Here is a 24,132-nt window from a genome sequence, read left to right as displayed (position 1 = left end):
CAATTTCTGACCTGTATAGGGTTTACCCTCTGTAATCCTGCCAAAATCACAGTTTGAATGTAGAACTTGTTACCTATTTCATATAGGGCTTCCAAAAGATAACGAAAGTTGCGGCGATGGATTGGGACAAGCTTAGGATATTTCACGCGGTGGCCGATGCAGGCAGCCTGACTCATGCGGGCGACAAGCTGAATTTGTCGCAATCCGCCGTCAGCCGCCAAATTCGGGCGCTGGAGGAATCGCTTGATTCGACTCTTTTCCACCGCCACGCACGCGGACTGATCCTGACCGAACAGGGCGAGTTGCTGTTCGACGCCACCTCGGCCATGTCTAAACGTCTGGATGCCGCCGCCGCGCGTATCCGTGACAGTGAAGAAGAAGTGTTCGGCGTTCTGCGCGTCACCACAACGTTCGGCTTTGGCACGCTCTGGCTCGCACCGCGCCTACCGAAGCTTTACGAACAATACCCGGACCTTAACATTGACCTGATGCTAGAGGAGCGGGTTCTGGACTTGCCCATGCGTGAAGCAGACGTCGCCATTCGCATGAAAGAGCCCAGCCAGGCTGATCTAGTACGCAAACGCCTGATGACCGTTCAGATGCAACTTTACGCCACGCAAGAATATCTAGAGGAAAACGGCGCCCCTGAGGAGTTGGAGGAAATCGCGAACCACCGGCTGATCAGCCAGACGCCATCTGCGCCACAAGTTGGGGCAAGTGCTGCCATGGTACGGCACCTGATGACCTATAACCCCAGGTCCCTGTTGTCAGTGAACAACTATTTCGGCGTGCTGCAAGGCGTGCTTCACAACCTTGGCATCGGCGTCTTGCCGGACTACGTAACCCAGGATTTTCCGCATCTGGTACCCCTGCTCACCGATATCGAAACTGCAGATGTCCCCGTTTATCTGGCCTACCCCGAAGAACTGCGCCATTCCAAGCGTGTCGCCGCTTTCCGCGACTTCGTGCAGGACGAAATCATCGCGCAGCGCAAACAGTTGAAGCAGATGGGAAAACTCTAGCTATGCACCAAGGTCATAGCGGACATGACCTTTGATCAGTCTGAAACATCTTGATCGTTCATAAAGTGATCCCTAAATGAGCACATGAAGGCGATGATGCTGCAACGCTCATCATCTTCATACCTCCCTGTTGGACTATGGCCGAGCTTAGTGCTCGGCCTTTTTTTTGGCTTCCACCCTTGTCGCCCCCGCAAAACTACTGGGAAAAATTCCTCCAACCGCATATGATCCCGAAAAAGCTAAATAATTTGTGTTCGAGGGCTCATTCATGCTTCACCCACTTCGCCTGGCGCTGGCGATGGTCGCTGCGCTTTCTCTGGCGGTTCCCGTTTTTGCGCAGGATACCAGCGCGTCATCGGTCACAATTCCCGAGGATCTGACACCTGAACAGGTCGACGATCTTGTTGCGCGTATGTCTGACGATCAGGTGCGCGCGATTCTTCTGGAGCGGCTGGATGCCGTGGCCGAACAAAAAGCCGCTGAAAAAGCCAATGTCGAAGACCCACTGACCGAAATCAACGAAATCTGGGCCGAGATGGTTTCGTCCTGGACTCATGTTCTTACAACACTTCCCAGGATTGTAACGGCGCAGATCACAGCGTTCGGCAATTTCGCTGATACGTTCGGCACGACCGGGGTTTTCACTCTTTTAGGGCTCGTCTTGTCCGTCCTTCTGGTTGGGTATGTCGCCGAAAAACTGTTTATTTTCCTGACCCGTCATTGGCACGAAGCGACAGAGGTCGCGGACGAGGCCGATCTATGGGGCGCTGCCCGATACCTGTTTCGACGGTTTTGTAGGGAAATCGCGGGGCTAATCGTATTTTATGTGGTCGTCCGTGCATTCGGTCGCGGCGTGTTGACGCCCGAGCAGATCATCTATGCCGGACCCTTTGTGTTCTACCTGATCTGGGTGCCGCGTCTTGGGGCCGCTGTCTCGCGCTTTGTTCTGGCACCGCAAAAACCGCAGTTCCGGCTCGTCAACATTGATGATCACTGGGCAAAATACCTGCATCGCAATCTGATTGGCCTGCTCATCTTGATCGGCTTTACCCTGTTCATCCTGCGCTTCAATGGCTTGAATGACATAACATCAGACGATACGCGCATCGGATTCTGGCTGAACGCCGCGATCCACATCTATATCGGCCTGATCGCTTGGACTGCGCGCGAGGGCCTTTCCCAGATGATGTTGGGTACAGACCCCGATCACACCAAATTCGACGAAGAAGTTTCGCACTATTACCCCTATTTCGCAATTGGGGTCTCGGTCGCGATCTGGTTGCTGGTCGAATTCCTTGTGGCGCAGCGTGACCCCGCTGTCATGCGTGTTCTGGTCAACGGGGCGCATTTCACCACCATGTTCTGGCTGCTGATCGCGCCCGCACTTGATACATTGATTCGGGGCTTGGTGCGGCATCTTCAACCGCCGATGTCGGGTGAAGGGCCGCTAGCCGAACGGGCGCATCGCTCGGCCAAGCGCAGCTATATTCGCATCGGTCGCGTTATTGCGGGCCTTTTCGTTGTCTTCATGATCGCGAACGCCTGGCATCTGGACCTGCGCGATGTGGCCTCGGCCGGCGTCAGTGCCGAAGTGGGCGGCGCCGTGATCGAGTTCCTGCTGATCATCGCCATTGGCTATATCTTAAACGAGGTCGTCTCTCTTTGGATCAACCGTCGCTTGGCTAAGGAACAGACCGCAGCTGAGGCGCTGGACGAAGAAGCCGGTGGCGAAGGCGGCGGCGCGGGTGGTTCGCGTCTTGCGACTGTCCTGCCGCTGCTGCGCATCACAGCGCAGATCACCATCGCGGTAATCTTCGGCCTGCTTGCCCTCGGGGCGCTAGGCATCAACATCACGCCCTTACTGGCTGGTGCCGGTGTTCTGGGTCTGGCCATCGGCTTCGGCGCACAGAAACTGGTGGCTGACATCGTCGGCGGCATCTTCTTCCTGATCGACGATGCCTTCCGCGTGGGTGAATATGTCGATGTGGGCGGCACCATGGGTACTGTCGAAAAGATCTCGATCCGCTCCATGCAGTTGCGCCACCACCGCGGACCCGTTCACACGATCCCTTATGGTGAGATACAAAAGCTGACCAATTTCAGCCGCGACTGGGTCATCATGAAGCTGAAATTTACCGTGCCGTTTGATACTGATCCCAACAAGGTCAAGAAAATCTTCAAGAAGATCGGGGCCGAGATGATGCAGGACGAGACCCACAAGGATGGCTTCCTGCAACCGTTCAAATCTCAAGGAGTATTCGACTTCGACGATGTCGGCATGATTATCCGGGGCAAGTTCATGGCCAAACCGGGCAAACAGTTCACGCTCCGCAAAGAGATTTTCAATCGCGTGAAGGCGGAATTCAATGCCAACGGCATCGATTTTGCGCGCCGGGAAGTTCGGGTTGCCATTCCGGGATTGGAAGAGAACGAGAACCTCTCGGAAGAGCAAAAAGCAGCCGTCGGTGCCGCCGCCGCCGATGCAGTCAACAAGGGCGAAGCCCCGGCCTGAACCCACGCTTTTTGAACCAATACGCGGGCCCTGCACCTTTGCGGGGCCCGTTTTTCTTCATCCAGACCACCCTGCGGTGACTTGACCCTTCCCACGGGCGCGCCCTTGCCCTAAAAGGCGCGCAATCTCGGCCCCTTTGGACACAGGACATAAGATGCAAGAGCCCGCCATCACCCCGGATCTGATTGCCGCACACGGGCTTAAGCCCGACGAATATGACATGATCCTCGAAATCATCGGGCGCGAGCCGACCTTTACCGAGCTGGGTATTTTCTCGGCCATGTGGAACGAGCATTGTTCCTACAAGTCCTCCAAGAAATGGCTGCGCACCCTGCCCACCTCTGGCCCACAAGTGATCTGTGGCCCGGGTGAGAATGCGGGCGTGGTCGATATTGGCGACGGTCAGGCCGTGGTGTTCAAAATGGAAAGCCACAACCATCCCTCGTATATCGAACCCTACCAAGGCGCTGCGACCGGCGTGGGCGGCATCCTGCGCGACGTCTTTACCATGGGGGCGCGTCCCATTGCGTCGATGAATGCGCTGTCCTTTGGCGAACCCGGCCACCACAAAACCCGCCAGCTTGTGAATGGTGTGGTCGAAGGCATCGGCGGGTACGGCAACTGCTTCGGTGTGCCCTGCGTGGGTGGCGAGGTGCGGTTCCACCCGGCCTATAACGGCAACTGCCTTGTGAACGCCTTTGCTGCTGGTCTGGCGGATAGCGACAAGATATTCTACTCGGCCGCCTCGGGCGTCGGCATGCCTGTCGTCTATCTTGGCGCCAAAACCGGCCGTGATGGCGTTGGCGGTGCGACCATGGCCTCGGCCGAGTTCGATGACACCATCGAAGAAAAGCGCCCCACCGTTCAGGTTGGCGACCCCTTCACTGAAAAGCGCCTGATGGAGGCAACGCTGGAACTGATGCAGACCGGCGCCGTGATCTCGATCCAGGATATGGGTGCAGCTGGCCTGACCTGTTCCGCAGTTGAAATGGGCGACAAGGGTGGCCTTGGCGTACGTCTAGATCTCGAGAACGTCCCCCAGCGCGAAGAAAACATGACCGCCTATGAGATGATGCTGTCGGAATCTCAGGAACGGATGCTGATGGTCCTCAAGCCCGAGCTTGAGGCTGAGGCCCGCGCCGTGTTCGAGAAATGGGATCTGGACTTTGCCATTGTTGGCGAAACAATCGCTGAAGACCGCTTCCTGATCGTTCATAATGGCGAGGTCAAAGCTGATCTGGTTCTGTCGAAACTGTCTTCGACCGCGCCCGAGTACGACCGCCCTTGGGTCGAAACACCCGCAGCCGAGGAATTGGCCGAGGTCCCTCAGATTGATCCAATCGATGGTCTGCGTGCCCTGCTCTCTTCGCCCAATTACGCAGGCAAGCAGTGGGTGTACGAGCAATATGACACGATGGTCATGGCCGACACCGCCCGCACGCCGGGTCTGGGCGCGGGTATGGTCCGCGTGCATGGCACCGAAAAGGCTCTGGCATTCACCAGCGACGTGACCCCGCGTTACGTGCGCGCCAACCCGATTGAGGGCGGCAAGCAGGCGGTGGCCGAAGCCTATCGCAACCTGACCGCCGTGGGGGCAACCCCGCTGGCAACCACCGATAACCTGAATTTCGGCAACCCCGAAAAGCCCGAGATCATGGGACAGTTTGTCGGCGCGATCAAAGGTATTGGCGAGGCTGTCGCCGCTCTGGATATGCCGATCGTATCGGGCAACGTCTCGCTCTATAACGAGACCGACGGTCATGCGATCCTGCCGACCCCCACCATCGGCGCGGTTGGCCTTCTAAACCACACTGATGAGATCATCGGCAATGAGGTTCGCGAAGGCCATGTTGCACTGGTCATCGGCGAAACCAAAGGCCATCTGGGCCAATCCGCCCTACTGGCTGAGGTGTTCAACCGCGAAGACGGCGACGCGCCGCATGTCAATCTGGACGCAGAAAAACGCAACGGTGACTTCATCCGCGCCAACCGCGAGATGATCAAAGCCTGTACCGATCTGGGCGATGGCGGTCTGGCGCTAGCTGCGTTCGAACTGGCCGAGGCCGCGGGCGTCGGTGTCCACTTAGACGAAGCTCCAACCGAATTCTTGTTTGGCGAGGATCAAGCCCGGTATTTGGTGGCTTGCAACTTTGATCAGGCTGAGGCGCTAATGATCGCTGCCGGTCAGGCCGGCGTTCCGCTGGTCTCGGTCGGCCGCTTCACCGGCGATGCGGTCAAGATCGGAGGCTCTGAGGCTGCGCTGGGTGAGCTGACCGCCACATTCCGCAGCAGCTTTGCGGAAGCTGTCGCCTGACATAGCCTTCTCAAACGATACCGAAACCCGCGCTTTGATCGGCGCGGGTTTTGTCGTCTCAGGACCACTTGCGCGCCCCGCTTAGGCGCTCTACATCTTGGGAAAGACCTTCAGGAGTAACCTACATGCCGATGAGCGCCCACGAAATCGAACACCTGCTGCGCGAAGCCTTTCCCGATGCGGAAATTCAAGTCGGCGGCAGTGATGGCGTGCATATGTCCGCGATGGTCGTGGACGAGAGCTTTCGCGGCAAAAACCGGGTTCAACAACAGCGCGCGGTCTATGCGGCCTTGAAAGGCAAGATGGACGGCCCAGATGGAGAGCTGCACGCGCTGGCGCTGACAACGAAAGTACCGGAGTAACTTAGCGATCTACGGCTCAATTGCGGCATATAGCGTTTTAGCAGTTTTGCTAGCTCCAATTGTACTGATCGGTTTGCCCGGTTTGATACTTCACTATCGTAGAAGACTCCGTAATAGCGCGAACGAACAGCATCGTTCAGATAGTTCTCAATCTTGATGCCAGTGGCTTCCATCGTTTTTGCAATAGTTTTTGCATCAATAGTTGCCGCCGCATTGATCGAAGCCTATGTGAAACGGAAAAGAAAACACAAACTGGCCGAAATACGCCCGGCCCCGGACAAGATCGGCGAAGCTGGCGGTATCAAACGCCGCGGTCTCGACCCGTACATTTTGGCTCAGACGGAGCAGCGGCGGCTACAGAACGAAGGATGGACCCCCGGTCTGTCTCAGGATGAAACCAACGCCCCGGACGCGGGGGAGAAGGAAACGCAAGATGAGCGACGTTAAGACCCAGATTGACGAAACCGTCAAAGCCAACGATGTGGTGCTGTATATGAAAGGCACCAAGGAAATGCCGCAATGCGGATTCTCGTCCCGCGTGGCTGGTGTGCTGAACTATATGGGCGTAGACTATGCCGACGTGAACGTTCTAGCTGATGAAGAGGTCCGTCAGGGCATCAAGGATTATTCCGACTGGCCGACCGTGCCGCAGCTTTACGTCAAAGGTGAATTCGTCGGCGGTTGCGACATCATCACCGAGATGACCCTGTCCGGCGAACTGGACACGCTGTTTGACGACAATGGCGTCGGCTACAACAAAGATGCCGCCGACAAGATCCGCGAAGCTAACGCCTGATTAGCGGCTACTACAATCGCTTAGAACAACCTGCTCGCTGGCGGCATCCCCTGCCGCCAGATAGCTGACAGTTGCGTCCCAGCCTTTCGAGCGCAGGACATAGCTGCCACCCGGACCGCTGGAGCGATATTGGATACCCGACCCGCTGATGGTCTGCTCCAATGCAATCAACCGGTTATCCACCAACATCGCCGCAGCACTTGCACCGTCTGTAGCGTTGAAAAAGATCACCTCCAGCGGCGTGCCGTTCTCGCATGTGAAGGTCACAGGCAGGACGTCTATCTGGGCCGATGCGACGCTGCCCCACATGCCCAGCATGGAAGCTAGCGCAGTAGCAGGGAAAAATTTCATCCCGCTTTCTCTTCCACCACCGACGCCAATGCCTCGGCCCGTGCGGCCAGTTCCGCCAGCGTATCCGTGACCGAGGGCGGCACGACCGCCACTTCGACACGCTCTGGTTCAGGCTGCGGGGCGTTGCGCAGGGTCTGCACCTCGGCCTCGACCTCAGCCAGCTTGCCTTCCAGCATCTTGATACGATCATCCGTAGCGGCGGCCTTATCGGCCAGCATCAGCCCAGCCATCAGCAACATCCGCGATTCCGGCATCCGGCCAATCTGATCCGACAGCACTTGAGCCTCGTCGTCCAACATCTTGGCAGCGGCCTGCAAGAACACTTCTTCCCCCTGCTGGCACGAGACTTCAAAGCCACGACCGCCGATTTGAATGGTCACCTCGGGCATTACTCCACCTCACCTTCCGCCAGTTTCGCGCGCGACAACAACGGCTCTAGCCGGGCCAGAACTGCGTGGGCTTCTGCCGCGTCTGTGGCTTGTGCGGCGCGGGTCGCCTCAAGCTCGGCCACCGTGGCGCGGTTCAACAATTCGGCATCCGGCATTCCGTTTTGCGAGGCAGACCGCAGCTCATCTACCGTCTCGCGCAGCTGTTCATTTGCCTTGCGCATCCGTTGCAGGTCATCATCCAGACGCGACATCGCGGCCCCGTGACTACTGCGTTCGGCGCGCAGCATCTCCAACTCGGCCGAAAGTTCAGCAACCCGCTCGCTATCAGCCAATTCGGACCGCAGACGCGCGTTTTCTTCTTCCAGAGCCAGAGCCCCGTTGATCGCGGCCTTCAACTCTTCGTTTTCGGATTTCAGCGCGTCCAGTTCATCCTGATTTTCCAAAGCCGCCTTGGCTTCGGCCAACTCGGCCCGCGCCGCTTCGACAGAAGCCAGTTTCGCGGTCGCCTCTGCTAATTGCTGACGCAATTGAGGCACCTCAGGGTCTTCGACCGGGGCTGCACGCAAATTTTCCATGTCGGCGCGCATCGCGTCGACCTCTTGCTCGTGGCGCTGTTTCAGCGATTTCAAGCGCTCTTCAAGCTGCGCGTTGGCAACTTTTTCGTCATCCAATGCAGCTTTCAGTACATCGTCTTGTCCGGAGGGATCTGCTGGTTTGGTGCCCAAGGCATCGACGCCGGCTCCAATCCGTTCCATCGCGGCGACAATGCGACGTTGTAGTTCTTCGATCTGGCTCATACCTGTGCCACCTGTTTACCAAGGTTCCTTGAAATGTGATTTGTGCGAATCAACATTGTCTTCGTCTTGGCCTAGTCTAACCGAATGGCGCGGAAAATACCCAATGTTTGCTTTCAATCACTTGGACCGCATTCTTGAACCACTGCGACCGCGTAACCCCCGGTTCTGCTTGCACTTTGAGGGCTGAGTGGTATTCAGCGCGCAATCTGCCCGTAATCCAAAGGAATAACGCCCGTGGACCTGACTGCGCTGCGCAATGCAAACCCCGAACATTGGGACAAAGCTGCGGCCATCCGCACCCTGACCCTGGACGCCGTCGCCGCCGCCAATTCCGGCCATTCTGGCATGCCGATGGGCATGGCCGATGTTGCGACCGTGCTGTTCGAAAAGCACCTGAAATTTGACGCCTCGGCCCCGAACTGGCCCGACCGCGACCGGTTCATCCTGTCGGCCGGCCATGGTTCGATGCTGATCTATTCGCTGCTGTATCTGACCGGCCACGCTGACGTCACGCTGGACGAGATCAAGAACTTCCGCCAGTTGGGCGCAAAAACCGCAGGCCATCCGGAAAACTTTCTGGTCGATGGAATTGAGACCACCACCGGCCCGCTGGGTCAGGGTATCTCGAACGCTGTGGGCTTTGCCATGGCCGAGGAAATCCAGCGCGCGCACTACGGCAAGAAGGTCGTTGATCACTATACATATGTGATCGCGGGCGACGGCTGCCTGATGGAAGGCGTCAGCCAAGAGGCGATCACCCTCGCCGGACGTCATGAGCTGAGCAAGTTGATTGTCTTCTGGGACAACAACAACATCACCATCGACGGCACCGTGGACATCGCAGACCGGACCGATCAGGTGCGCCGTTTCGCGGCTTCGGGCTGGCATGTGATCGAGATCGACGGCCATGACCCGCAAGCCATCGACACAGCCATCGTGCAAGCGAAAAAGTCGAACAAACCGACCATGATCGCGTGCGAAAGCCACATTGCTCTGGGTCACGCGGCTCAGGATACATCAAAAGGCCATGGCGCGCTGACCGATCAGGATCAACTAAAAGCCGCCAAAGAAGGCTATGGCTGGCCGCATGGCGCGTTTGAAATCCCTGCCGACGTGAAATCGGCTTGGGAAGCCATCGGTGCCCGTGGTGCCGCCGAGCGCACCGCATGGGAGGCCCGCTTTGCCGAGCTGTCCGAGCGTAAGCAGGCCGAGTTCAACCGCGCCTATGCGTTTGAAGCGCCCAAGAAACTGGCCGGCGCGATCCGCGCGTTCAAGAAACAAGCCTCGGAAGACCAACCGAAACTGGCCACCCGCGCCTCGTCGGAAAAAGTTCTGAACGTCGTTAACCCGATCATGACCGAAACCGTTGGCGGTTCGGCTGACCTGACAGGGTCGAACAACACCAAATCTGCGGATATGGGCGTGTTCCTGCCGGAAAACCGCAAGGGCCGTTACATCCACTACGGTATCCGCGAACACGGGATGGCCGCTGCGATGAACGGCATGGCGCTGCATGGTGGCATCCGCCCGTATGGCGGCACGTTCATGGCCTTCACCGACTATGCGCGTCCGTCGATGCGCCTGGCCGCGTTGATGAAAATCCCGTCGGTCTTCGTGATGACTCACGATTCTATCGGTCTGGGCGAAGACGGCCCGACCCACCAGCCGGTCGAACATCTGGCCATCAGCCGCGCGACGCCCAACACCTATGTGTTCCGCCCCGCCGACACGGTTGAAACGGCTGAGGCATGGGAACTGGCGCTGACCTTCAAGGAAAGCCCCTCGGTCCTGTCGCTGACCCGTCAGGGCGTGCCGACCGTGCGCAAGGATCACAAAACCAAGAACCTGACCGCACAAGGCGCTTATGTTCTGGCCGAGGCCGAAGGCAAACGTCAGGCCATCCTGATTGCCACCGGCTCGGAAGTGTCACTGGCGATGGAAGCCAAAGCGATGCTTGAGGCCGAAGGCATCGGCACCCGCGTCGTCTCCATGCCCTGTATGGAGCTGTTCGCCGAGCAGGACGAAGCCTATCGCAAGCGCGTGCTGCCCGCCGGTGCCGTCCGCGTCGGCATCGAGGCCGCCGTCCGCGCCGGTGGCTGGGATCGCTGGCTGCTGGGCGAGCGTGGCCGTGAAGCCAAGGCTGGGTTCATCGGCATGTCGGGTTTTGGTGCGTCGGCCCCCGCGGGTGAGCTGTATAAGCATTTCGGCATCACTGCCGAGGCCACCGTTGCAAAGGTCAAGGACCTGCTGGGCTAACCCGCAACGCATATCAAATCAAAAAAAAGGCGACCACAGTGGTCGCCTTTTTTCATACCTGTTTCCTGTCACAGGTTGGTGAGTCATTGTGACCCCGCCTGCCCTATCCTCACGACTGAAACGCATTACCTGCGGCAAAACCAACCAGTCACAGGGAAGACCAAATATGAAACTCCACGCCGTCCTCTGCGCCGTTGTCATAGCCACCGCCGCCCCAGCCTTTGCGGCTGAATTTGCCAGCAAGGAAGAGATCCAGAAAACCATGGCGGGCCACACCTATGCCGGAGGTATGCTGTCGGGCGCGTTTACGGAATATTACGCCGCTGATGGCACCATCAAGGGCGAGGGCTACACGGGCAAGTGGGAAGCAACGGATAGTGGCATGTGTTTTCAATACGGCACAGACCCCAAGAATTGCTGGGAATTGAAAATTGACGGGGTCGCCGTAACCTTGTTCAAAGACGGCAAGATCGACGGGTCGGGAGTTGTGGTCGAAGGCAATACCAACGGTTTCTGACACGATGCCGCGCCGCTCATTATGGCGGCGCGGATTGGCCAGATCAGTGCGATTTGAGCAGCTTTGTCGCCACCGGGATTAACGCCAATCCCCAGGCTAATCCGAACACACCGTCCATAGTTGCCTTGGCGATCCACTCAGCCGCGCCTTCATATTGCGCTGAAACCATGTGGCCTACCGCATAGGCCCAGTCGTGAATGTGGTGGCCCAGCCAGCCAAAGCCCAAAACCTCGAGCCCGTGGACGATGATCGACCCGCCGACCCACAGCATTGCGGCGGTCCCAACGATTGAAAGCAGCTTCATCACAATCGGCATGGCTTTGACCAAGCCTCGCCCGGTTCCGCGCCCGATCGGCGTTGGCGCGTTCTGCGCCAGAAACAGGCCCACATCGTCCATTTTCACGATCAACGCAACCGAGCCATAGACCGCAACCGTTACACCGATCCCGACAACAGCTAACGTCGCCGCCTGCATCCAGATGTTCGGCGCCTCAATGGCGGCCAGCGCGATGGTCATGATCTCGGCCGACAAGATGAAATCGGTCTTTATTGCACCTTTGACTTTCTGCTCTTCCAGATGGCCTGGATCTCGGATTTTCATATCCTCGTCGATGGCATGGCTGCCATGGGGAAAGAGAACATGGAAAATCTTCTCAGCCCCTTCGAAACATAAATAAGACCCGCCCAGCATCAGCAAAGGCGTGATCAGCCAGGGCGCGAAATTAGCCAGCAACAGCGCAACGGGTAGCAGCAGCACGATCTTATTGAAAACCGACCCGCGCGCGATGCGCCAGATGATCGGCAACTCGCGCGCCGGGGCGAAACCTTGCACGTATTTCGGCGTCACGGCAGCATCGTCAATGATCACGCCCGCCGTTTTGGCCCCGGCCTTGCCAGCCGCTGCAACAACATCATCAACCGACGATGCCGCAACTTTTGCAATTCCGGCAACATCGTCCAGCAATGCCAAAAGACCGCTCATGCCGTGTTCCTTCCTGTAACCTGCCGCAGGTGGACCCTACCTGATCTTTCAGCTAGCGCAAGCGTTAGCGATACCGGCCAAGGTTTGCGCTAACACGTTAAAAATATGTCACTTTTACTCTTTTGAGAACGCGTTAGGGCCGCTATATCGCCAGCAACGCAAGCGCATTTTGGAGACGTCAGATGACCATCAAGGTCGGCATCAATGGTTTTGGCCGTATCGGCCGCTGCACCTTGTCGCATATCGCGGCATCGGCCCGCAACGACATCGAAGTGATCAAGGTCAACGCAACCGGCCCGCTGGAAACCACGGCGCATCTGCTGAAATATGACAGCGTCCACGGTCGCTTCCCCCGCGACGTCTCGATCGAGGGCAACACCATGGATCTGGGCCGCGGCCCCATGGAGATGTTCTCGACCTACGACATGAACGAGCTGGACTGGGAAGGCTGCGACGTCGTTCTGGAGTGCACCGGCAAGTTCAATGACGGCCTGAAAGCCAAGACGCATCTTGAGCGTGGCGCGCAAAAGGTTCTGCTGTCAGCTCCGGGCAAGAATGTCGATAAAACCATCGTCTATGGCGTGAACCACAACAGCCTCGCTGCTGATGACAAAATGGTCTCAAACGGCTCCTGCACCACAAACTGCCTTGCTCCGCTTGCCAAGGTTCTGGACGAAGGCATCGGGATTGAGCATGGCATCATGACCACGATCCACGCCTATACCGGCGACCAGCCCACGCTGGACCGCCGCCACAGCGACCTGTACCGCGCTCGCGCTGCCGCTATGTCGATGATCCCAACCTCGACAGGTGCTGCCAAGGCGCTAGGTGAGGTTCTGCCGAACCTCAAAGGTCGTCTGGATGGCTCCGCAATCCGGGTTCCGACCCCGAATGTCTCGGCAGTGGACCTGACCTTCCGCGCCGGCCGCGAGGTCACTGTTGACGAGGTCAACGCTATCGTGCGTGAAGCTTCGCAGGGTCATATGCAGCGCGTTCTGGGCTATGAGCCCGCGCCGCTGGTTTCGACCGATTTCAACCACACCGAAGAAAGCTCGATCTTCGCACCGGATCAAACTCGCGTGGTCGGTGACCGGATGGTACGCGTGTTGGCATGGTATGACAATGAATGGGCCTTCTCGGTCCGTATGGCGGATGTCGCCGTTGCGATGGGCCGTCTTAACTAAGACGCCATTGAATTCTTGAACATATTTGCCCGCTCAGGTTATCTGGGCGGGCATTTTCGTTCGGGGCCTCGATGACCAATCAAATAGCTATCTGGCTGGGTTTTTTGATTCTGGGGGCCGCCTGCCTAGACTATGCCCTGTTCGGGCCCGAGCATTTTCTGTTTCTGGGCAAGAAACTCTATGCCTTCCTGGATTGGATCGCCGTCTGGCGCTGACATAGGTTTTGCTTGACTTTTTCGTCATTCTGGCTTTGTTAGCGCTAACTCGAACGCAAGCCGAAAGACGGACGGAGCAGATCATGACACTCAAACTGGCAATCAACGGATTTGGACGCATCGGACGCAACGTGTTGCGTGCTGTTATGGAGACTGGCCGAACCGATGTTGAAATCGTCGCCATAAACGACCTGGCCATGCCCGAGATGAACGCGCATCTGTTCGAGTTTGACAGTGTCCATGGCAGGTACTCCAAGCCAGTGACGCTGTCTGAAGCCGGAATGGATGTTGGCGCCGGTCCCATACGTTTGACCAGCGAGCTTGACCCGGAAAACCTGAACTGGTCCGATGTGGACGTCGTACTGGAATGCACCGGCGTGTTCCGCACGCGCGAGGCTGCTGCCCGTCATCTGGAAAATGGGTCTAAGAAGGTTCTGATCTCGGCCCCTGCCCGTGGGGATGGTGGCGTGAAAACGATCGTATTCGGCGTCAACGATCACGAGTTGACCGCTCAGGATACCATTGTGTCGAACGCGTCTTGCACCACGAACTGCCTATCACCCGTTGCTGCCGCCCTTGATGCGGGCCTTGGCATTGTTCATGGCAACATGACGACGGTGCATGCCTATACGGCCAGCCAACCGGTGCACGATTCCGCTGGCAAAGACCCCTACCTGTCCCGCGCCGCGGCTCTGTCGATGATTCCGACAACAACCGGAGCGGCCTCTGCCGTGGGTCTTGTACTGCCGCAACTGCAAGGCAAACTGACCGGACAGGCCATTCGAGTGCCGACGCCCAACGTGTCGGTTGTCGATCTGGTCGTCGAAGTCTCACGCTCTACTACCGAGGAAGAGGTCAACGCCCTGTTCGTAGAAGCGGCAGCCAAGATCCCCGGCGTACTTGCGGCGGAACAGCGCCCACTGATCTCGGTCGATTTTAACCACGATTCCCACAGCTCGACCGTGTCCCTGCCCGAGACGAAGGTAACCGACGGCACTCTGGTCCGGGTGCTGGCCTGGTATGATAACGAATGGGGCTTCTCGAACCGGATGCTGGATACAGCAGCGGCTATGGGCGCGTTAACCTAAACGCTCTTTCAACGCCGCATCGACACGGGGCGTGACGAATTTCGACACGTCCCCATCCAGACGGGCAATCTCTTTAACCAGTTTCGAGGCGATCGCCTGATGGCGGGCCTCGGCCATCAGAAAGACCGTCTCAATCGAATTGTCCAGTGCGCGGTTCATCCCGACCATCTGGAATTCATACTCGAAATCCGCAACGGCCCGAAGGCCGCGCACGATGATCTGAGCCCCAACATCGCGGGCACAATCAATCAGCAGGTTTTCAAAGGGATGCGCAACGATTTCCGTGCCGGTCTGCTCGGTCAGATGCGCGCATTCAGCCTCGATCATGGCAACGCGTTCTTCCAAAGTGAACAAAGGTCCCTTGTCGCGGTTGATCGCAACCCCAATCACCAGCTTGTCCACAAGTGCGGATGCGCGACGAATGATATCGATATGACCCAAGGTGATCGGATCAAAAGTTCCGGGATATAATCCAACCCTCATCGCCGCCTCCTGCGCAACAAAATTTCTGCGCAAGCAAACACAACTCTGCCGCAGGTGCAATAGGTTGGCGTGGATATCGGGGCGATTAGTGCCCCATTATCATGGTTTCCAGCGCCTCTTTCTCCATTGCCAGTTCGGACAATTGCGCTTTGACCACATCCCCAAGTGTAACGATGCCGATCAATTTGCCATCTTCGACAATAGGCATGTGACGGAACCGTCCTTCAGTCATGCGGCTCAGGACGTCTTGGACCGAATCCTGACGCGTCGCCGTTACCAGATCGCTGGTCATGTAGGCGCTGACCGGTTTGCTGAGGCATCCGCTGCCGCTGGCCGCAAGTTCACGGACGATATCGCGTTCCGACAGAATGCCTGCTGCGGATTTCCCGCCATCCTCGGACACCACAACCGTACCGATCCGCTTTTCTGCCAGAATTTTCGACGCATCGGACACGGTCACGTCCGGGGCAACCGTCATGACCCCTTCGGTGGCCTTGGATTTCAGAATGGCCTGAACAAGCATAGGCGAAACCTCCGAAATAACTTGCTGTTTTCCAAAGCGTTGCCGGAATGTTTGAATGTGTCAAGATGAAGCTGCCGCTTCCAGCCGCGCCACTTCGTCACGAATTCCAGCGGTCAGCGCAGTTGCAAACCGGTTCAGGCGCTCGTTTCGCTGATCCCCTTGATGTCGGACCAGATGAAAACTCCGGGTCAGACTGACATGATCCGTCAGGATTTTCCGCAGATTTGGATGGAATGGCAGCGTGAAATCGTGGGCCACACAAACCCCAGAGCCCAAGGCAACCTGCCGCAACTGGACCGATACGGAATTCGATGCAAGTGCGACACGGTCAACCCCAAGATCGACCAGGTAATCGAGTTCGCGGTCGAAGATCATGTCCGGGATATAACCGATCATTCGATGCCCTTTCAGTGCTTCGGGCGTTGGGATCGCGGGCCGCGCGGAAAGGTATTTGTCACTGGCTACCAGATGCAATCGGTAGTCGGTGATCTTCTGAACCAGCACCCGGCCTGCCGTCGGCGCGCTGACGGTTACAGCCATATCCGCCTCGCGTCGGGACAGGTTGATAACGCGGGGCAAGGCCAGGATCTGGATATCCAAATCGGGATTGGCATCGCAGATTTGCGCGCAAACCTGTGGCAACAGGTAGTTGGCGCAACCATCGGGGGCCCCGATCCTGATCTGCCCACTTAGCGTTTTGGACGAACCGGCCATGGCCCCGGCTACAGCGCGCATCGCCTCTTCCGCTTTTAACCCGTGATCCATCAGGCGTTCTCCGGCTGAGGTCAGAACATAGCCTTGCTGAGATTTGGTGAACAAAGGCGCGTTCAGCGAAGCCTCAAGCCGAGCAATCCGTCTGCCCACTGTCGCGGGGTCGATCTTAAGTAGCCGACCCGCGGCGGACAGGCTTTCTTCGCGCGCAACCGCCAGAAACACCCGCATATCATCCCAATTCGGCGTCACCGCATACTCTTTGCATTTTTGCAAAACATGTTTGAGACATTGCCTCTGTTCACGCGATTTTTGCAAGCCTATTGTGCGCGCAAAGATAACGGAGGAATTCGCAATGTCCGAACTGTCCCATTTCATCAACGGCGAGAACGTGTCCGGCACGTCTGGTCGCTTTGACGACGTCTTCAACCCGGCTACGGGTGAAGTTCAGTACAAATGCCCGATGGCCAGCGTGGCCGAGACCACGGCTGCCATCGAAAGCGCCGCCGCTGCGCAACCCGCGTGGGGAGCCACTAACCCGCAGAAACGCGCGCGGGTGATGATGGCCATGGTTGGCCTGATGAACCGCGACATGGACAAGCTGGCCGAGGCGCTCAGCCGCGAGCACGGTAAGACCATCCCTGACGCCAAAGGCGACCTTCAGCGTGGTTTGGAAGTGATCGAATATTGCATCGGCGCACCACAGATGCTGAAGGGCGAATACACCGACAGCGCAGGCCCCGGCATCGACATGTATTCCATGCGCCAACCGCTGGGCGTTGTGGCCTCGATCATGCCGTTCAATTTCCCCGCCATGATGCCGCTGTGGCACGTGGGCCCGGCGCTGGCCTGCGGCAATGCCGTGGTTTTGAAACCGTCCGAACGTGACCCCTCGGTCCCGCTGATGCTGGCGGAACTGTTTGTCGAGGCTGGTCTGCCCAAGGGCGTGTTCCAGGTGGTCAATGGCGACAAAGAGGCCGTGGATACCTTGCTGGACAGCGAGATCATTCAGGGCGTCTCTTTCGTGGGATCGACCCCGATTGCGCAGTACATCTATTCCCGCGCCACGGCGAATGGCAAACGTGCACAGTGCTTTGGCGGCGCCAAGAACCACATGATCGTCATGCCCGACGCGGATTTGGATCAGGCCGCCGACGCACTGGTCGGTGCCGGGTTTGGCGCGGCTGGCGAACGCTGCATGGCAGTTTCGGTCGCCGTTCCTGTGGGTGAGGAAACCGCCGATGCGCTGATCGAAAAGCTGGTGCCGCGCATCGAAAAGCTGAAGGTCGGCCCCTATACAGCAGGCGATGACGTGGACATGGGCCCCGTCGTCACCGGAGCCGCGAAAGAGCGTATCCTTGGCCTGATCAACTCGGGCATCGAACAAGGCGCAGAACTTGTCGTCGACAACCGCGACTTCAGCCTACAGGGCTATGAGGACGGCTTCTTTGTCGGCCCGCACCTGTTCGACCGCGTGACCCCGGATATGGACATCTACAAGCAAGAGATCTTTGGTCCGGTTCTGTCGACCGTTCGCGCGGGATCTTATGAAGAAGCGCTGAAATTGGCGATGGACCATGAATATGGCAACGGCACCGCGATCTTCACTCGTGACGGTGACACCGCGCGTGACTTCGCCAGCCGTGTGAACATCGGTATGGTCGGCGTCAACGTTCCGATCCCGGTTCCACTGGCCTATCACACCTTTGGCGGCTGGAAGAAATCCATGTTTGGCGATCTGAACCAGCACGGCCCGGACAGTTTCAAATTCTATACCCGGACCAAAACGGTCACCGCGCGCTGGCCCTCGGGTATCAAAGAAGGCGGCGAATTTAACTTCAAAGCCATGGATTAAATGCCACGTAGTTTTTGAATCGGCCCCTTCGGGGGCCGGTTTTTTTCGGCAACGGTCTGCCGAATTCAGGCCGAAGCGCCGATTTCACGATAAATTCAGGCCAAGATGTCTGGAAATGTGCATCGATCGCCAATATTTTATCGACAAAATACAGACCGAGCAGTTCCTGAACCGGAGGCCAAATTGTCCAATTCCCGCTTGACCCGTCGCTCTGCCTTGTTGGGGGCAGCGTCCCTGTTGGCCACCCCTGCCCTTGTGCGCGCCCAAAGCTCTGACGCATTTCCGCAGAACGAAGACGCGATCAGCACGCAGCTTCCGGTGCGCCGTAACGTTTCGTCCTTCTCGCAGCAGAACTGGCAGGACCATTTTGATGAGCTGGGTGTGGGTGCCCTGTTGGCCGACATCACCAGCCGCGCGGTGCATTACTGGGGTCCGGACGGGACCTATAAACTGTATCCCAGCTCAGTCCCCATGAGTGAAGAGCTGACAAAGCGCGGCTATACCGAGGTGGTGCGCAAGCGCGAGAACCCAAGCTGGACACCGACCGCGTCGATGCGCGAGCGTGATCCTGATCTGCCGATCCGCATGGAAGGCGGTGAGCCGGGCAATCCGCTGGGCACGCGGGCTATGTATCTTGGCTGGCCTGCCTATCTGGTCCACGGTACCCATGATACCCGCAAGATTGGGCGTCAAAGCTCGTCCGGCTGTATCGGGCTCTACAATCAGCATGTCGAGGAGCTCTATCCCCTCGTCCAGGTTGGAACCCAAGTTCGACTGGTTTGAAACACAAAACCCCGGCCGCAAGGACCGGGGTTTTTTCATGACTTTGAAGAGCGTTATTCCGGCAGAATGACTGCGTCGACAACGTGGATCACACCGTTGCTGGTTTCAATGTCCGCCTGAATGACTTCGGCGTCGTTGACTTTAACCCCGCGCTTGGCGTTGACGCTCAGTCGATCACCTTGGACCGTCAGAACCTTTGCACGCTTACCAGCAATGTCACCGGACATAACCTTGGCCGGGACCACGTGATAGGTCAGAATTTCGACAAGTTGATCCTTATTCTCGGGCAGCAGAAGCGTTTCTACTGTGCCTTCGGGCAAGGCGGCAAATGCCTCATCTGTGGGGGCGAACACGGTGAACGGGCCGTCACCTTTCAACGTGTCGACCAGACCAGCAGCCTGAACAGCGGCAACAAGCGTTTCGAACGACCCGGCCGAAACGGCAGTGTCCACGATGTCGGCGGCTTGCGCCTTGACCGGCAGTGTCAGGGCAAGTGCGGCTGCGGCACCCATCAGTGTTTGGCGGAACATGGCTGTATCTCCTCTCCAGCGTGTTATCGAAAGGGGTACGGGGCCTCAGCCGCAGCGGATCACTTTGAGTTCAATTTTCTTTGATCTGCACCCAGATACTTTGCGCACGACCATCGCCCAGGAACGGCAAAGACTCGACCGCATCAGGACGATCCTGTTGCAGGTAATACCCCGGCCAAAGCATTGAAAACGCGCCAGATTGCAGCAAAGCGTGCAGCATGTACTGCTCGCCCCAACCGGGGCAGTCATAGAAGAATCGCTTGGGATATTCGTAGGGCAAAAAAACATCGTGCACATGGATCACGACACCGGGTTTCAATGCAGGAATGATGCGACAGAACAGGTGTGCGACGTCATTGCTTATGCGTACGACGTGGCTGGAATCGATGAACAGGATGTCGCCCGCCTCCAACTGATCGAACAGCGCGGGGTCGACCTCTTCCAGCCGTTTCTGTTCGAAATGATCCACCACATGGGCGATGTCTGCACGCGGATAGGGGTCAATCGCGGTGATCTGCGTCTTGAGCCCGCCGTCGATGATCGCTTGCCGGGTCACGCGCGTTGAGTTGCCGCAGCCGACCTCAATCACCCTTCGAGGTTTGAACCGACGGATCATCAGGTACAAGGCATCTGCATCGGGGCTATCATAGTAGCCATTGCCAAGCCGATAGCCGGTTTGACTGCGCGCCGGGTCCTTCATCGCGGCCAGCGCATCGGCATGTTCGCCATATTCGGCCGCCAGCGGCGCAATATCGAACTCCTTCATCCCCGGCGACAAGGCATAGGCGGGTCGAGTCAAGCCTCCTGCCCTCTCAAACGCTTCAAGGCGGGCGCGTTCGTCATTTTCGGGGGCTTTGTCGATCAGTTTAACCCCAAGTTCCTCAAGGGCGTCGTTAATTTTTCGGAATTTCTTGGGTTTCACGCGAACGCTCCGGGGTTTGGACTGTTGACTGAAGGGTTCTTATCGCCGGCGCCGGGGGCTTCGCAAGCCAAACACTTGGCAAGACGATCATTTCCGTATTCACTGTTTGGAATAACCGACGAGGGCGACCATGCAGCAAGAATACACGCTGGGTATCGAGGAAGAGTATCTTCTGGTCAACCGCGACACATGCGAACTTGCCGAAGCGCCCGAGGCGTTGATGGAAGCTTGCCAGACCGACTTCAAAGGCCAGGTCAGCCCCGAATTCCTGCAATGTCAGATCGAGGTCGGCACCCGCCCCCATGCCACTATCGCCGCCGCACGAGAGGACCTGAAACGCCTACGGTCCTGCGTGGCCAAACGCGCGGCAGACTACAACCTCGCACCAATTGCGGTGTCGTGCCATCCGTTTGCCGACTGGAAGAAGCAGCACCACACGCGCAAGGAACGCTATGACGCGCTGCAACATGCCTTGGGCGGCGTGGCGAGGCGAATGCTGATCTGTGGGATGCATGTCCATATCGGGGTTCAAGACCCTGCCCTGCGTGCTGATCTGATGCCGCAACTGGCCTACTTCCTGCCTCATCTGCTGGCCTTGTCCACCTCATCCCCCTATTGGAACGGTGAGGATACGGGGCTGTCCTCGTACCGTTTGACGGTCTTTGACAACCTTCCACGCACCGGGTTGCCCCCAGCCTTGGCCAGTTGGGACGAATATGAGCGCACCACCGGTATTCTGGTAGAGCTTGGCGTGATCGAGGATACGTCGAAAATCTGGTGGGACCTTAGGCCGTCGCACCGCTTCCCCACGCTTGAGACGCGGATCATGGATGTGCAACCGAGGCTTGAACACGCGCTGTCTCTTGCGGCGATGGTACAGGCCCTGACCCGAATGCTGTGCCGCCTGAAAGCGCAAAACCTGCGTTGGCGCAACTATGACCAGTTCCTGATCGGAGAAAACCGTTGGCGCGCACAGCGCTATGGCGTCGGCGAGGGCATGATCGACTTTGGCGACCGCTCGATCAAGCCCATGCCCGAACTGATGGGCGAACTGATGGGACTACTGGCCGAAGACACCGAGGCACTTGGTACAATGACCGAACTGGCGCGGTTGCAACAAATCGCACAGTACGGAACATCGGCCACACGTCAGCGACGCGTTTATGCCGAGGCATCCGCCCGTGGCGAAGATCCGGGAAAAGCGGTTGTCCAACACCTGATCGAGGAATTTCACCACGACCTTTAATCCCCAATAGACAGATGCTGGGAATTGCTGGCTGTGAAAAATTTCTGTAAGGATTGGGAAATAAACACTCGTTCAATTCATCCGTCGGCGTGGGAGGGAAGCCATGGATTTCGCTTTGACCGAAGAGCAGACTGCGATCTTCGACATGGCCTATGAGTTCGGGCAGAAGAACATAGCCCCCTTTGCTCGACAGTGGGAGGCTGAAGGGACCATCCCCAAAGACCTGTGGCCACGTGTCGGAGAGCTTGGATTCGGCGGCCTCTACGTCTCTGAAGACAGTGGAGGTTCGGGCCTGTCGCGTCTGGATGCCACAATGGTGTTCGAGGCGTTGTCAATGGCCTGCCCGTCCGTCGCGGCGTTTCTTTCGATTCACAACATGTGCGCGAAGATGTTGGACAGTTTCGCCGGGGATGCGCTTAAAGCACGTATCATGCCCGATGTTCTCAGCCTGAATACCGTTCTCAGCTATTGCCTGACCGAACCGGGCTCGGGCTCGGATGCTGCTGCGCTGAAAACCCGCGCGGACCGCAGCAATGAAGGATACCTGCTGAACGGGACCAAGGCGTTCATCTCAGGAGGTGGTTATTCCGACGCCTATGTCTGCATGGTGCGCACGGGACAGGACGGTCCCAAGGGGATTTCAACGGTCTATGTCGAGGACGGCGCCCCCGGCCTGTCCTTCGGCGCTTTGGAGCAGAAAATGGGATGGAAAAGCCAACCCACGGCGCAGGTGCAGTTCGACGATTGCAAAATCCCGGCCGAAAACCTTGTTGGTGTCGAAGGCGACGGGTTCAAATACGCGATGATGGGCCTAGATGGCGGACGGCTTAACATCGCCTCATGCTCGTTAGGGGCCGCGCAAGCGGGGCTGAATATGACGCTGCAATATATGTCCGAGCGGCAAGCCTTCGGTCAGTCCATCGACCAGTTTCAGGCGCTGCAATTCCGTCTGGCCGATATGGAGATCGAGTTGCAGGCCGCGCGCACATTTTTGCGCCAAGCTGCGTGGAAACTGGATCAGGGCGCGCCCGATGCGACCAAGTTCTGCGCCATGGCCAAGAAATTCGTGACCGAGACCGGATCGAAAGTGGTGGATCAGTGCCTGCAACTGCATGGCGGCTATGGCTACCTTGCAGACTACGGTATCGAGAAACTGGTCCGCGACTTGCGCGTGCATCAAATCCTGGAAGGAACGAATGAAATTATGCGCGTGATCGTGTCGCGCCAGATGCTGGCCAATCGCTGAGGGCGCTATGGCTGATATCGACATTCGAACAGCGGGCCGTGCCGGACGGATCACTCTGACCAGGCCCAAGGCCCTGAACGCGCTCAGCTATGACATGTGCATGGCCATCGACGCGGCGCTCCGCAACTGGCGCGAGGATGATGCGGTGGATCTGATCATCTTTGACGCCGAGGGCGACAAAGCCTTTTGCGCCGGGGGCGACATTGCCGAGCTTTACGAAACCGGCACCAAGGGCGATTTCGCATATGGTCAGACGTTCTGGCGGGATGAATACCGCCTGAATGCGCTGATCTTCGAATACCCCAAACCGGTCGTCAGTTTCCTGCAAGGATTTACCATGGGCGGCGGCGTTGGGATCGGATGTCACGGCAGTCATCGCGTCGTGGGCGAAAGCAGCCAGATCGCCCTGCCCGAATGCGGCATCGGTCTGGTGCCGGATGTGGGCAGTTCGCTGATGCTTGCGCTGGCCCCCGGTCGGGTGGGCGAATATCTGGGCATAGCCGGCCACCGTATGGGTCCCGCCGACGCGATTTTCGCCGGATTCGCCGATCACTACATCCCGACCGCGCAATGGGTTGACCTGATCGACATGCTCGAAGCCTCGGGCGACGCAAGCCTGCTGGCCGCCCATGCCCAAGACGCCCCTGACGGCAAACTGGCCGCGCTGCAAGACCAGATCAACATGCTTTTTGATGGTGAAGGGTTGCAGGACATCCTCAACACCCTGACCGCGTCAGACACGGATTTTGCGGCGAGCGCATTGAAAATGGTGAACCGAGGTTCGCCCCTTTCCATGGCCTGCTGTATCGAAATGCTGCACCGGCTGCGCGGGCCTAACCTGACCATTCGGAAAGCGCTGGAACATGAATTCCGCTTTACCTACCGCGCAAGCGAGCACGGAGATTTTCTGGAAGGTATCCGTGCACAGATTATCGACAAGGACCGCACACCCCGCTGGAAGCACCAAGACCGGACTGTCCCCATTGTCGAAGTGTCGCGGATGCTACAACCGCTGGGCAGCAATACGCTGACATTCGAGGAGGATTGA

At 57.9% G+C, this 24,132-nt stretch carries 25 protein-coding genes; 16 read left to right on the top strand and 9 right to left on the bottom strand.

The window, feature by feature from the left end:
* Positions 1 to 116 precede the first annotated feature (116 nt).
* From ACR0L1_RS18700 to grxD, 6 genes are all read left to right on the top strand, one after another.
* Complete coding sequence (locus ACR0L1_RS18700) at positions 117 to 1,022, top strand: LysR family transcriptional regulator (RefSeq protein WP_170786651.1); 906 nt, start codon at positions 117 to 119, stop codon at positions 1,020 to 1,022.
* Between the two features lie 268 nt (positions 1,023 to 1,290).
* Positions 1,291 to 3,534 carry a mechanosensitive ion channel family protein gene (locus tag ACR0L1_RS18695; RefSeq protein WP_170769658.1) on the top strand — a complete coding sequence of 748 codons (2,244 nt, stop codon included), beginning with the start codon at positions 1,291 to 1,293 and terminating at the stop codon, positions 3,532 to 3,534.
* Between the two features lie 154 nt (positions 3,535 to 3,688).
* On the top strand, positions 3,689 to 5,848 hold the full coding sequence (purL, locus tag ACR0L1_RS18690; RefSeq protein WP_480860288.1) for a phosphoribosylformylglycinamidine synthase subunit PurL: 2,160 nt from the start codon (positions 3,689 to 3,691) through the stop codon (positions 5,846 to 5,848).
* Between the two features lie 125 nt (positions 5,849 to 5,973).
* Positions 5,974 to 6,210, top strand: coding sequence for a BolA/IbaG family iron-sulfur metabolism protein (locus tag ACR0L1_RS18685; RefSeq protein ID WP_170354080.1), 237 nt, complete (start codon positions 5,974 to 5,976; stop codon positions 6,208 to 6,210).
* Positions 6,211 to 6,423: 213 nt separating this feature from the next.
* Complete coding sequence (locus tag ACR0L1_RS18680) at positions 6,424 to 6,657, top strand: hypothetical protein (protein WP_480860286.1); 234 nt, start codon at positions 6,424 to 6,426, stop codon at positions 6,655 to 6,657.
* On the top strand, positions 6,644 to 7,006 hold the full coding sequence (gene grxD / locus ACR0L1_RS18675) for a Grx4 family monothiol glutaredoxin (protein WP_170791053.1): 363 nt from the start codon (positions 6,644 to 6,646) through the stop codon (positions 7,004 to 7,006). Before ACR0L1_RS18680 ends, grxD begins: the two co-directional genes overlap by 14 nt.
* On the opposite strand, the gene ACR0L1_RS18670 is transcribed toward grxD, so the two are convergent.
* From ACR0L1_RS18670 to ACR0L1_RS18660, 3 genes are read right to left on the bottom strand one after another with little or no spacing between them, the layout of a single operon-like run.
* Positions 7,007 to 7,357, bottom strand: a complete 351-nt coding sequence (locus tag ACR0L1_RS18670) for an MliC family protein (RefSeq protein WP_170769655.1) — start codon at positions 7,355 to 7,357, stop codon at positions 7,007 to 7,009.
* Positions 7,354 to 7,746 carry a cell division protein ZapA gene (locus ACR0L1_RS18665; RefSeq protein WP_170786647.1) on the bottom strand — a complete coding sequence of 131 codons (393 nt, stop codon included), beginning with the start codon at positions 7,744 to 7,746 and terminating at the stop codon, positions 7,354 to 7,356. Before ACR0L1_RS18665 ends, ACR0L1_RS18670 begins: the two co-directional genes overlap by 4 nt.
* Positions 7,746 to 8,543, bottom strand: coding sequence for a hypothetical protein (locus ACR0L1_RS18660; protein ID WP_480504378.1), 798 nt, complete (start codon positions 8,541 to 8,543; stop codon positions 7,746 to 7,748). Before ACR0L1_RS18660 ends, ACR0L1_RS18665 begins: the two co-directional genes overlap by 1 nt.
* 234 nt (positions 8,544 to 8,777) lie before the next feature.
* Here ACR0L1_RS18660 and tkt point away from each other — a divergent pair, with 234 nt between their 5' ends.
* Positions 8,778 to 10,799, top strand: a complete 2,022-nt coding sequence (tkt, locus tag ACR0L1_RS18655) for a transketolase (RefSeq protein ID WP_480504379.1) — start codon at positions 8,778 to 8,780, stop codon at positions 10,797 to 10,799.
* A gap of 166 nt (positions 10,800 to 10,965) precedes the next feature.
* Positions 10,966 to 11,316 (top strand): hypothetical protein, encoded by a 351-nt coding sequence (locus ACR0L1_RS18650; RefSeq protein ID WP_480860283.1) that lies wholly within the window; start codon positions 10,966 to 10,968, stop codon positions 11,314 to 11,316.
* 43 nt (positions 11,317 to 11,359) lie between these two features.
* Here ACR0L1_RS18650 and ACR0L1_RS18645 read toward each other — a convergent pair whose 3' ends face one another.
* Positions 11,360 to 12,298 carry a DUF808 domain-containing protein gene (locus ACR0L1_RS18645; RefSeq protein WP_480860281.1) on the bottom strand — a complete coding sequence of 313 codons (939 nt, stop codon included), beginning with the start codon at positions 12,296 to 12,298 and terminating at the stop codon, positions 11,360 to 11,362.
* A 182-nt stretch (positions 12,299 to 12,480) separates the two neighbouring features.
* Here ACR0L1_RS18645 and gap (ACR0L1_RS18640) point away from each other — a divergent pair, with 182 nt between their 5' ends.
* The 3 genes from gap (ACR0L1_RS18640) (at position 12,481) to gap (ACR0L1_RS18630) (ending at position 14,785) form a co-directional block, all read left to right on the top strand.
* Positions 12,481 to 13,482: a type I glyceraldehyde-3-phosphate dehydrogenase gene (gene gap, locus ACR0L1_RS18640; protein WP_170791060.1), complete on the top strand. Its 1,002-nt coding sequence runs from the start codon at positions 12,481 to 12,483 to the stop codon at positions 13,480 to 13,482.
* A gap of 71 nt (positions 13,483 to 13,553) precedes the next feature.
* Complete coding sequence (locus tag ACR0L1_RS18635) at positions 13,554 to 13,697, top strand: hypothetical protein (protein WP_170791063.1); 144 nt, start codon at positions 13,554 to 13,556, stop codon at positions 13,695 to 13,697.
* Between the two features lie 83 nt (positions 13,698 to 13,780).
* Positions 13,781 to 14,785, top strand: a complete 1,005-nt coding sequence (gap, locus tag ACR0L1_RS18630; RefSeq protein ID WP_480504381.1) for a type I glyceraldehyde-3-phosphate dehydrogenase — start codon at positions 13,781 to 13,783, stop codon at positions 14,783 to 14,785.
* Here the strand turns inward: gap (ACR0L1_RS18630) and coaD are convergent.
* The 3 genes from coaD to ACR0L1_RS18615 form a co-directional block, all read right to left on the bottom strand.
* Complete coding sequence (coaD, locus tag ACR0L1_RS18625) at positions 14,777 to 15,268, bottom strand: pantetheine-phosphate adenylyltransferase (RefSeq protein ID WP_170769646.1); 492 nt, start codon at positions 15,266 to 15,268, stop codon at positions 14,777 to 14,779. The genes gap (ACR0L1_RS18630) and coaD overlap by 9 nt on opposite strands.
* Positions 15,269 to 15,353: 85 nt before the next feature.
* On the bottom strand, positions 15,354 to 15,791 hold the full coding sequence (locus tag ACR0L1_RS18620) for a CBS domain-containing protein (protein ID WP_170786633.1): 438 nt from the start codon (positions 15,789 to 15,791) through the stop codon (positions 15,354 to 15,356).
* A 60-nt stretch (positions 15,792 to 15,851) separates the two neighbouring features.
* Positions 15,852 to 16,754, bottom strand: coding sequence for a LysR family transcriptional regulator (locus ACR0L1_RS18615; RefSeq protein ID WP_480504382.1), 903 nt, complete (start codon positions 16,752 to 16,754; stop codon positions 15,852 to 15,854).
* Between the two features lie 103 nt (positions 16,755 to 16,857).
* Here ACR0L1_RS18615 and ACR0L1_RS18610 point away from each other — a divergent pair, with 103 nt between their 5' ends.
* Together ACR0L1_RS18610 and ACR0L1_RS18605 are read left to right on the top strand one after the other, a co-directional pair.
* Complete coding sequence (locus tag ACR0L1_RS18610) at positions 16,858 to 18,357, top strand: CoA-acylating methylmalonate-semialdehyde dehydrogenase (RefSeq protein ID WP_480860279.1); 1,500 nt, start codon at positions 16,858 to 16,860, stop codon at positions 18,355 to 18,357.
* A gap of 183 nt (positions 18,358 to 18,540) precedes the next feature.
* Entirely contained in the window at positions 18,541 to 19,140 is a 600-nt protein-coding gene (locus ACR0L1_RS18605) for a L,D-transpeptidase (protein WP_170769642.1), read from the top strand.
* Positions 19,141 to 19,193: 53 nt separating this feature from the next.
* Here ACR0L1_RS18605 and ACR0L1_RS18600 read toward each other — a convergent pair whose 3' ends face one another.
* Positions 19,194 to 19,670 carry a fasciclin domain-containing protein gene (locus ACR0L1_RS18600; protein WP_170786627.1) on the bottom strand — a complete coding sequence of 159 codons (477 nt, stop codon included), beginning with the start codon at positions 19,668 to 19,670 and terminating at the stop codon, positions 19,194 to 19,196.
* Positions 19,671 to 19,740: 70 nt separating this feature from the next.
* Positions 19,741 to 20,592, bottom strand: coding sequence for a class I SAM-dependent methyltransferase (locus tag ACR0L1_RS18595; RefSeq protein ID WP_480860277.1), 852 nt, complete (start codon positions 20,590 to 20,592; stop codon positions 19,741 to 19,743).
* A gap of 130 nt (positions 20,593 to 20,722) precedes the next feature.
* Between ACR0L1_RS18595 and ACR0L1_RS18590 the strand changes: the two genes are divergently transcribed.
* The 3 genes from ACR0L1_RS18590 (at position 20,723) to ACR0L1_RS18580 (ending at position 24,132) form a co-directional block, all read left to right on the top strand.
* Positions 20,723 to 21,838: a carboxylate-amine ligase gene (locus ACR0L1_RS18590; protein WP_480860275.1), complete on the top strand. Its 1,116-nt coding sequence runs from the start codon at positions 20,723 to 20,725 to the stop codon at positions 21,836 to 21,838.
* A 103-nt stretch (positions 21,839 to 21,941) separates the two neighbouring features.
* Complete coding sequence (locus ACR0L1_RS18585) at positions 21,942 to 23,084, top strand: acyl-CoA dehydrogenase family protein (protein ID WP_480860273.1); 1,143 nt, start codon at positions 21,942 to 21,944, stop codon at positions 23,082 to 23,084.
* Between the two features lie 7 nt (positions 23,085 to 23,091).
* Entirely contained in the window at positions 23,092 to 24,132 is a 1,041-nt protein-coding gene (locus ACR0L1_RS18580; RefSeq protein WP_480860271.1) for an enoyl-CoA hydratase/isomerase family protein, read from the top strand.

This window comes from Ruegeria sp. J8 (genome assembly GCF_056531925.1).
This window is presented reverse-complemented; position numbering and strand designations above follow the sequence as displayed.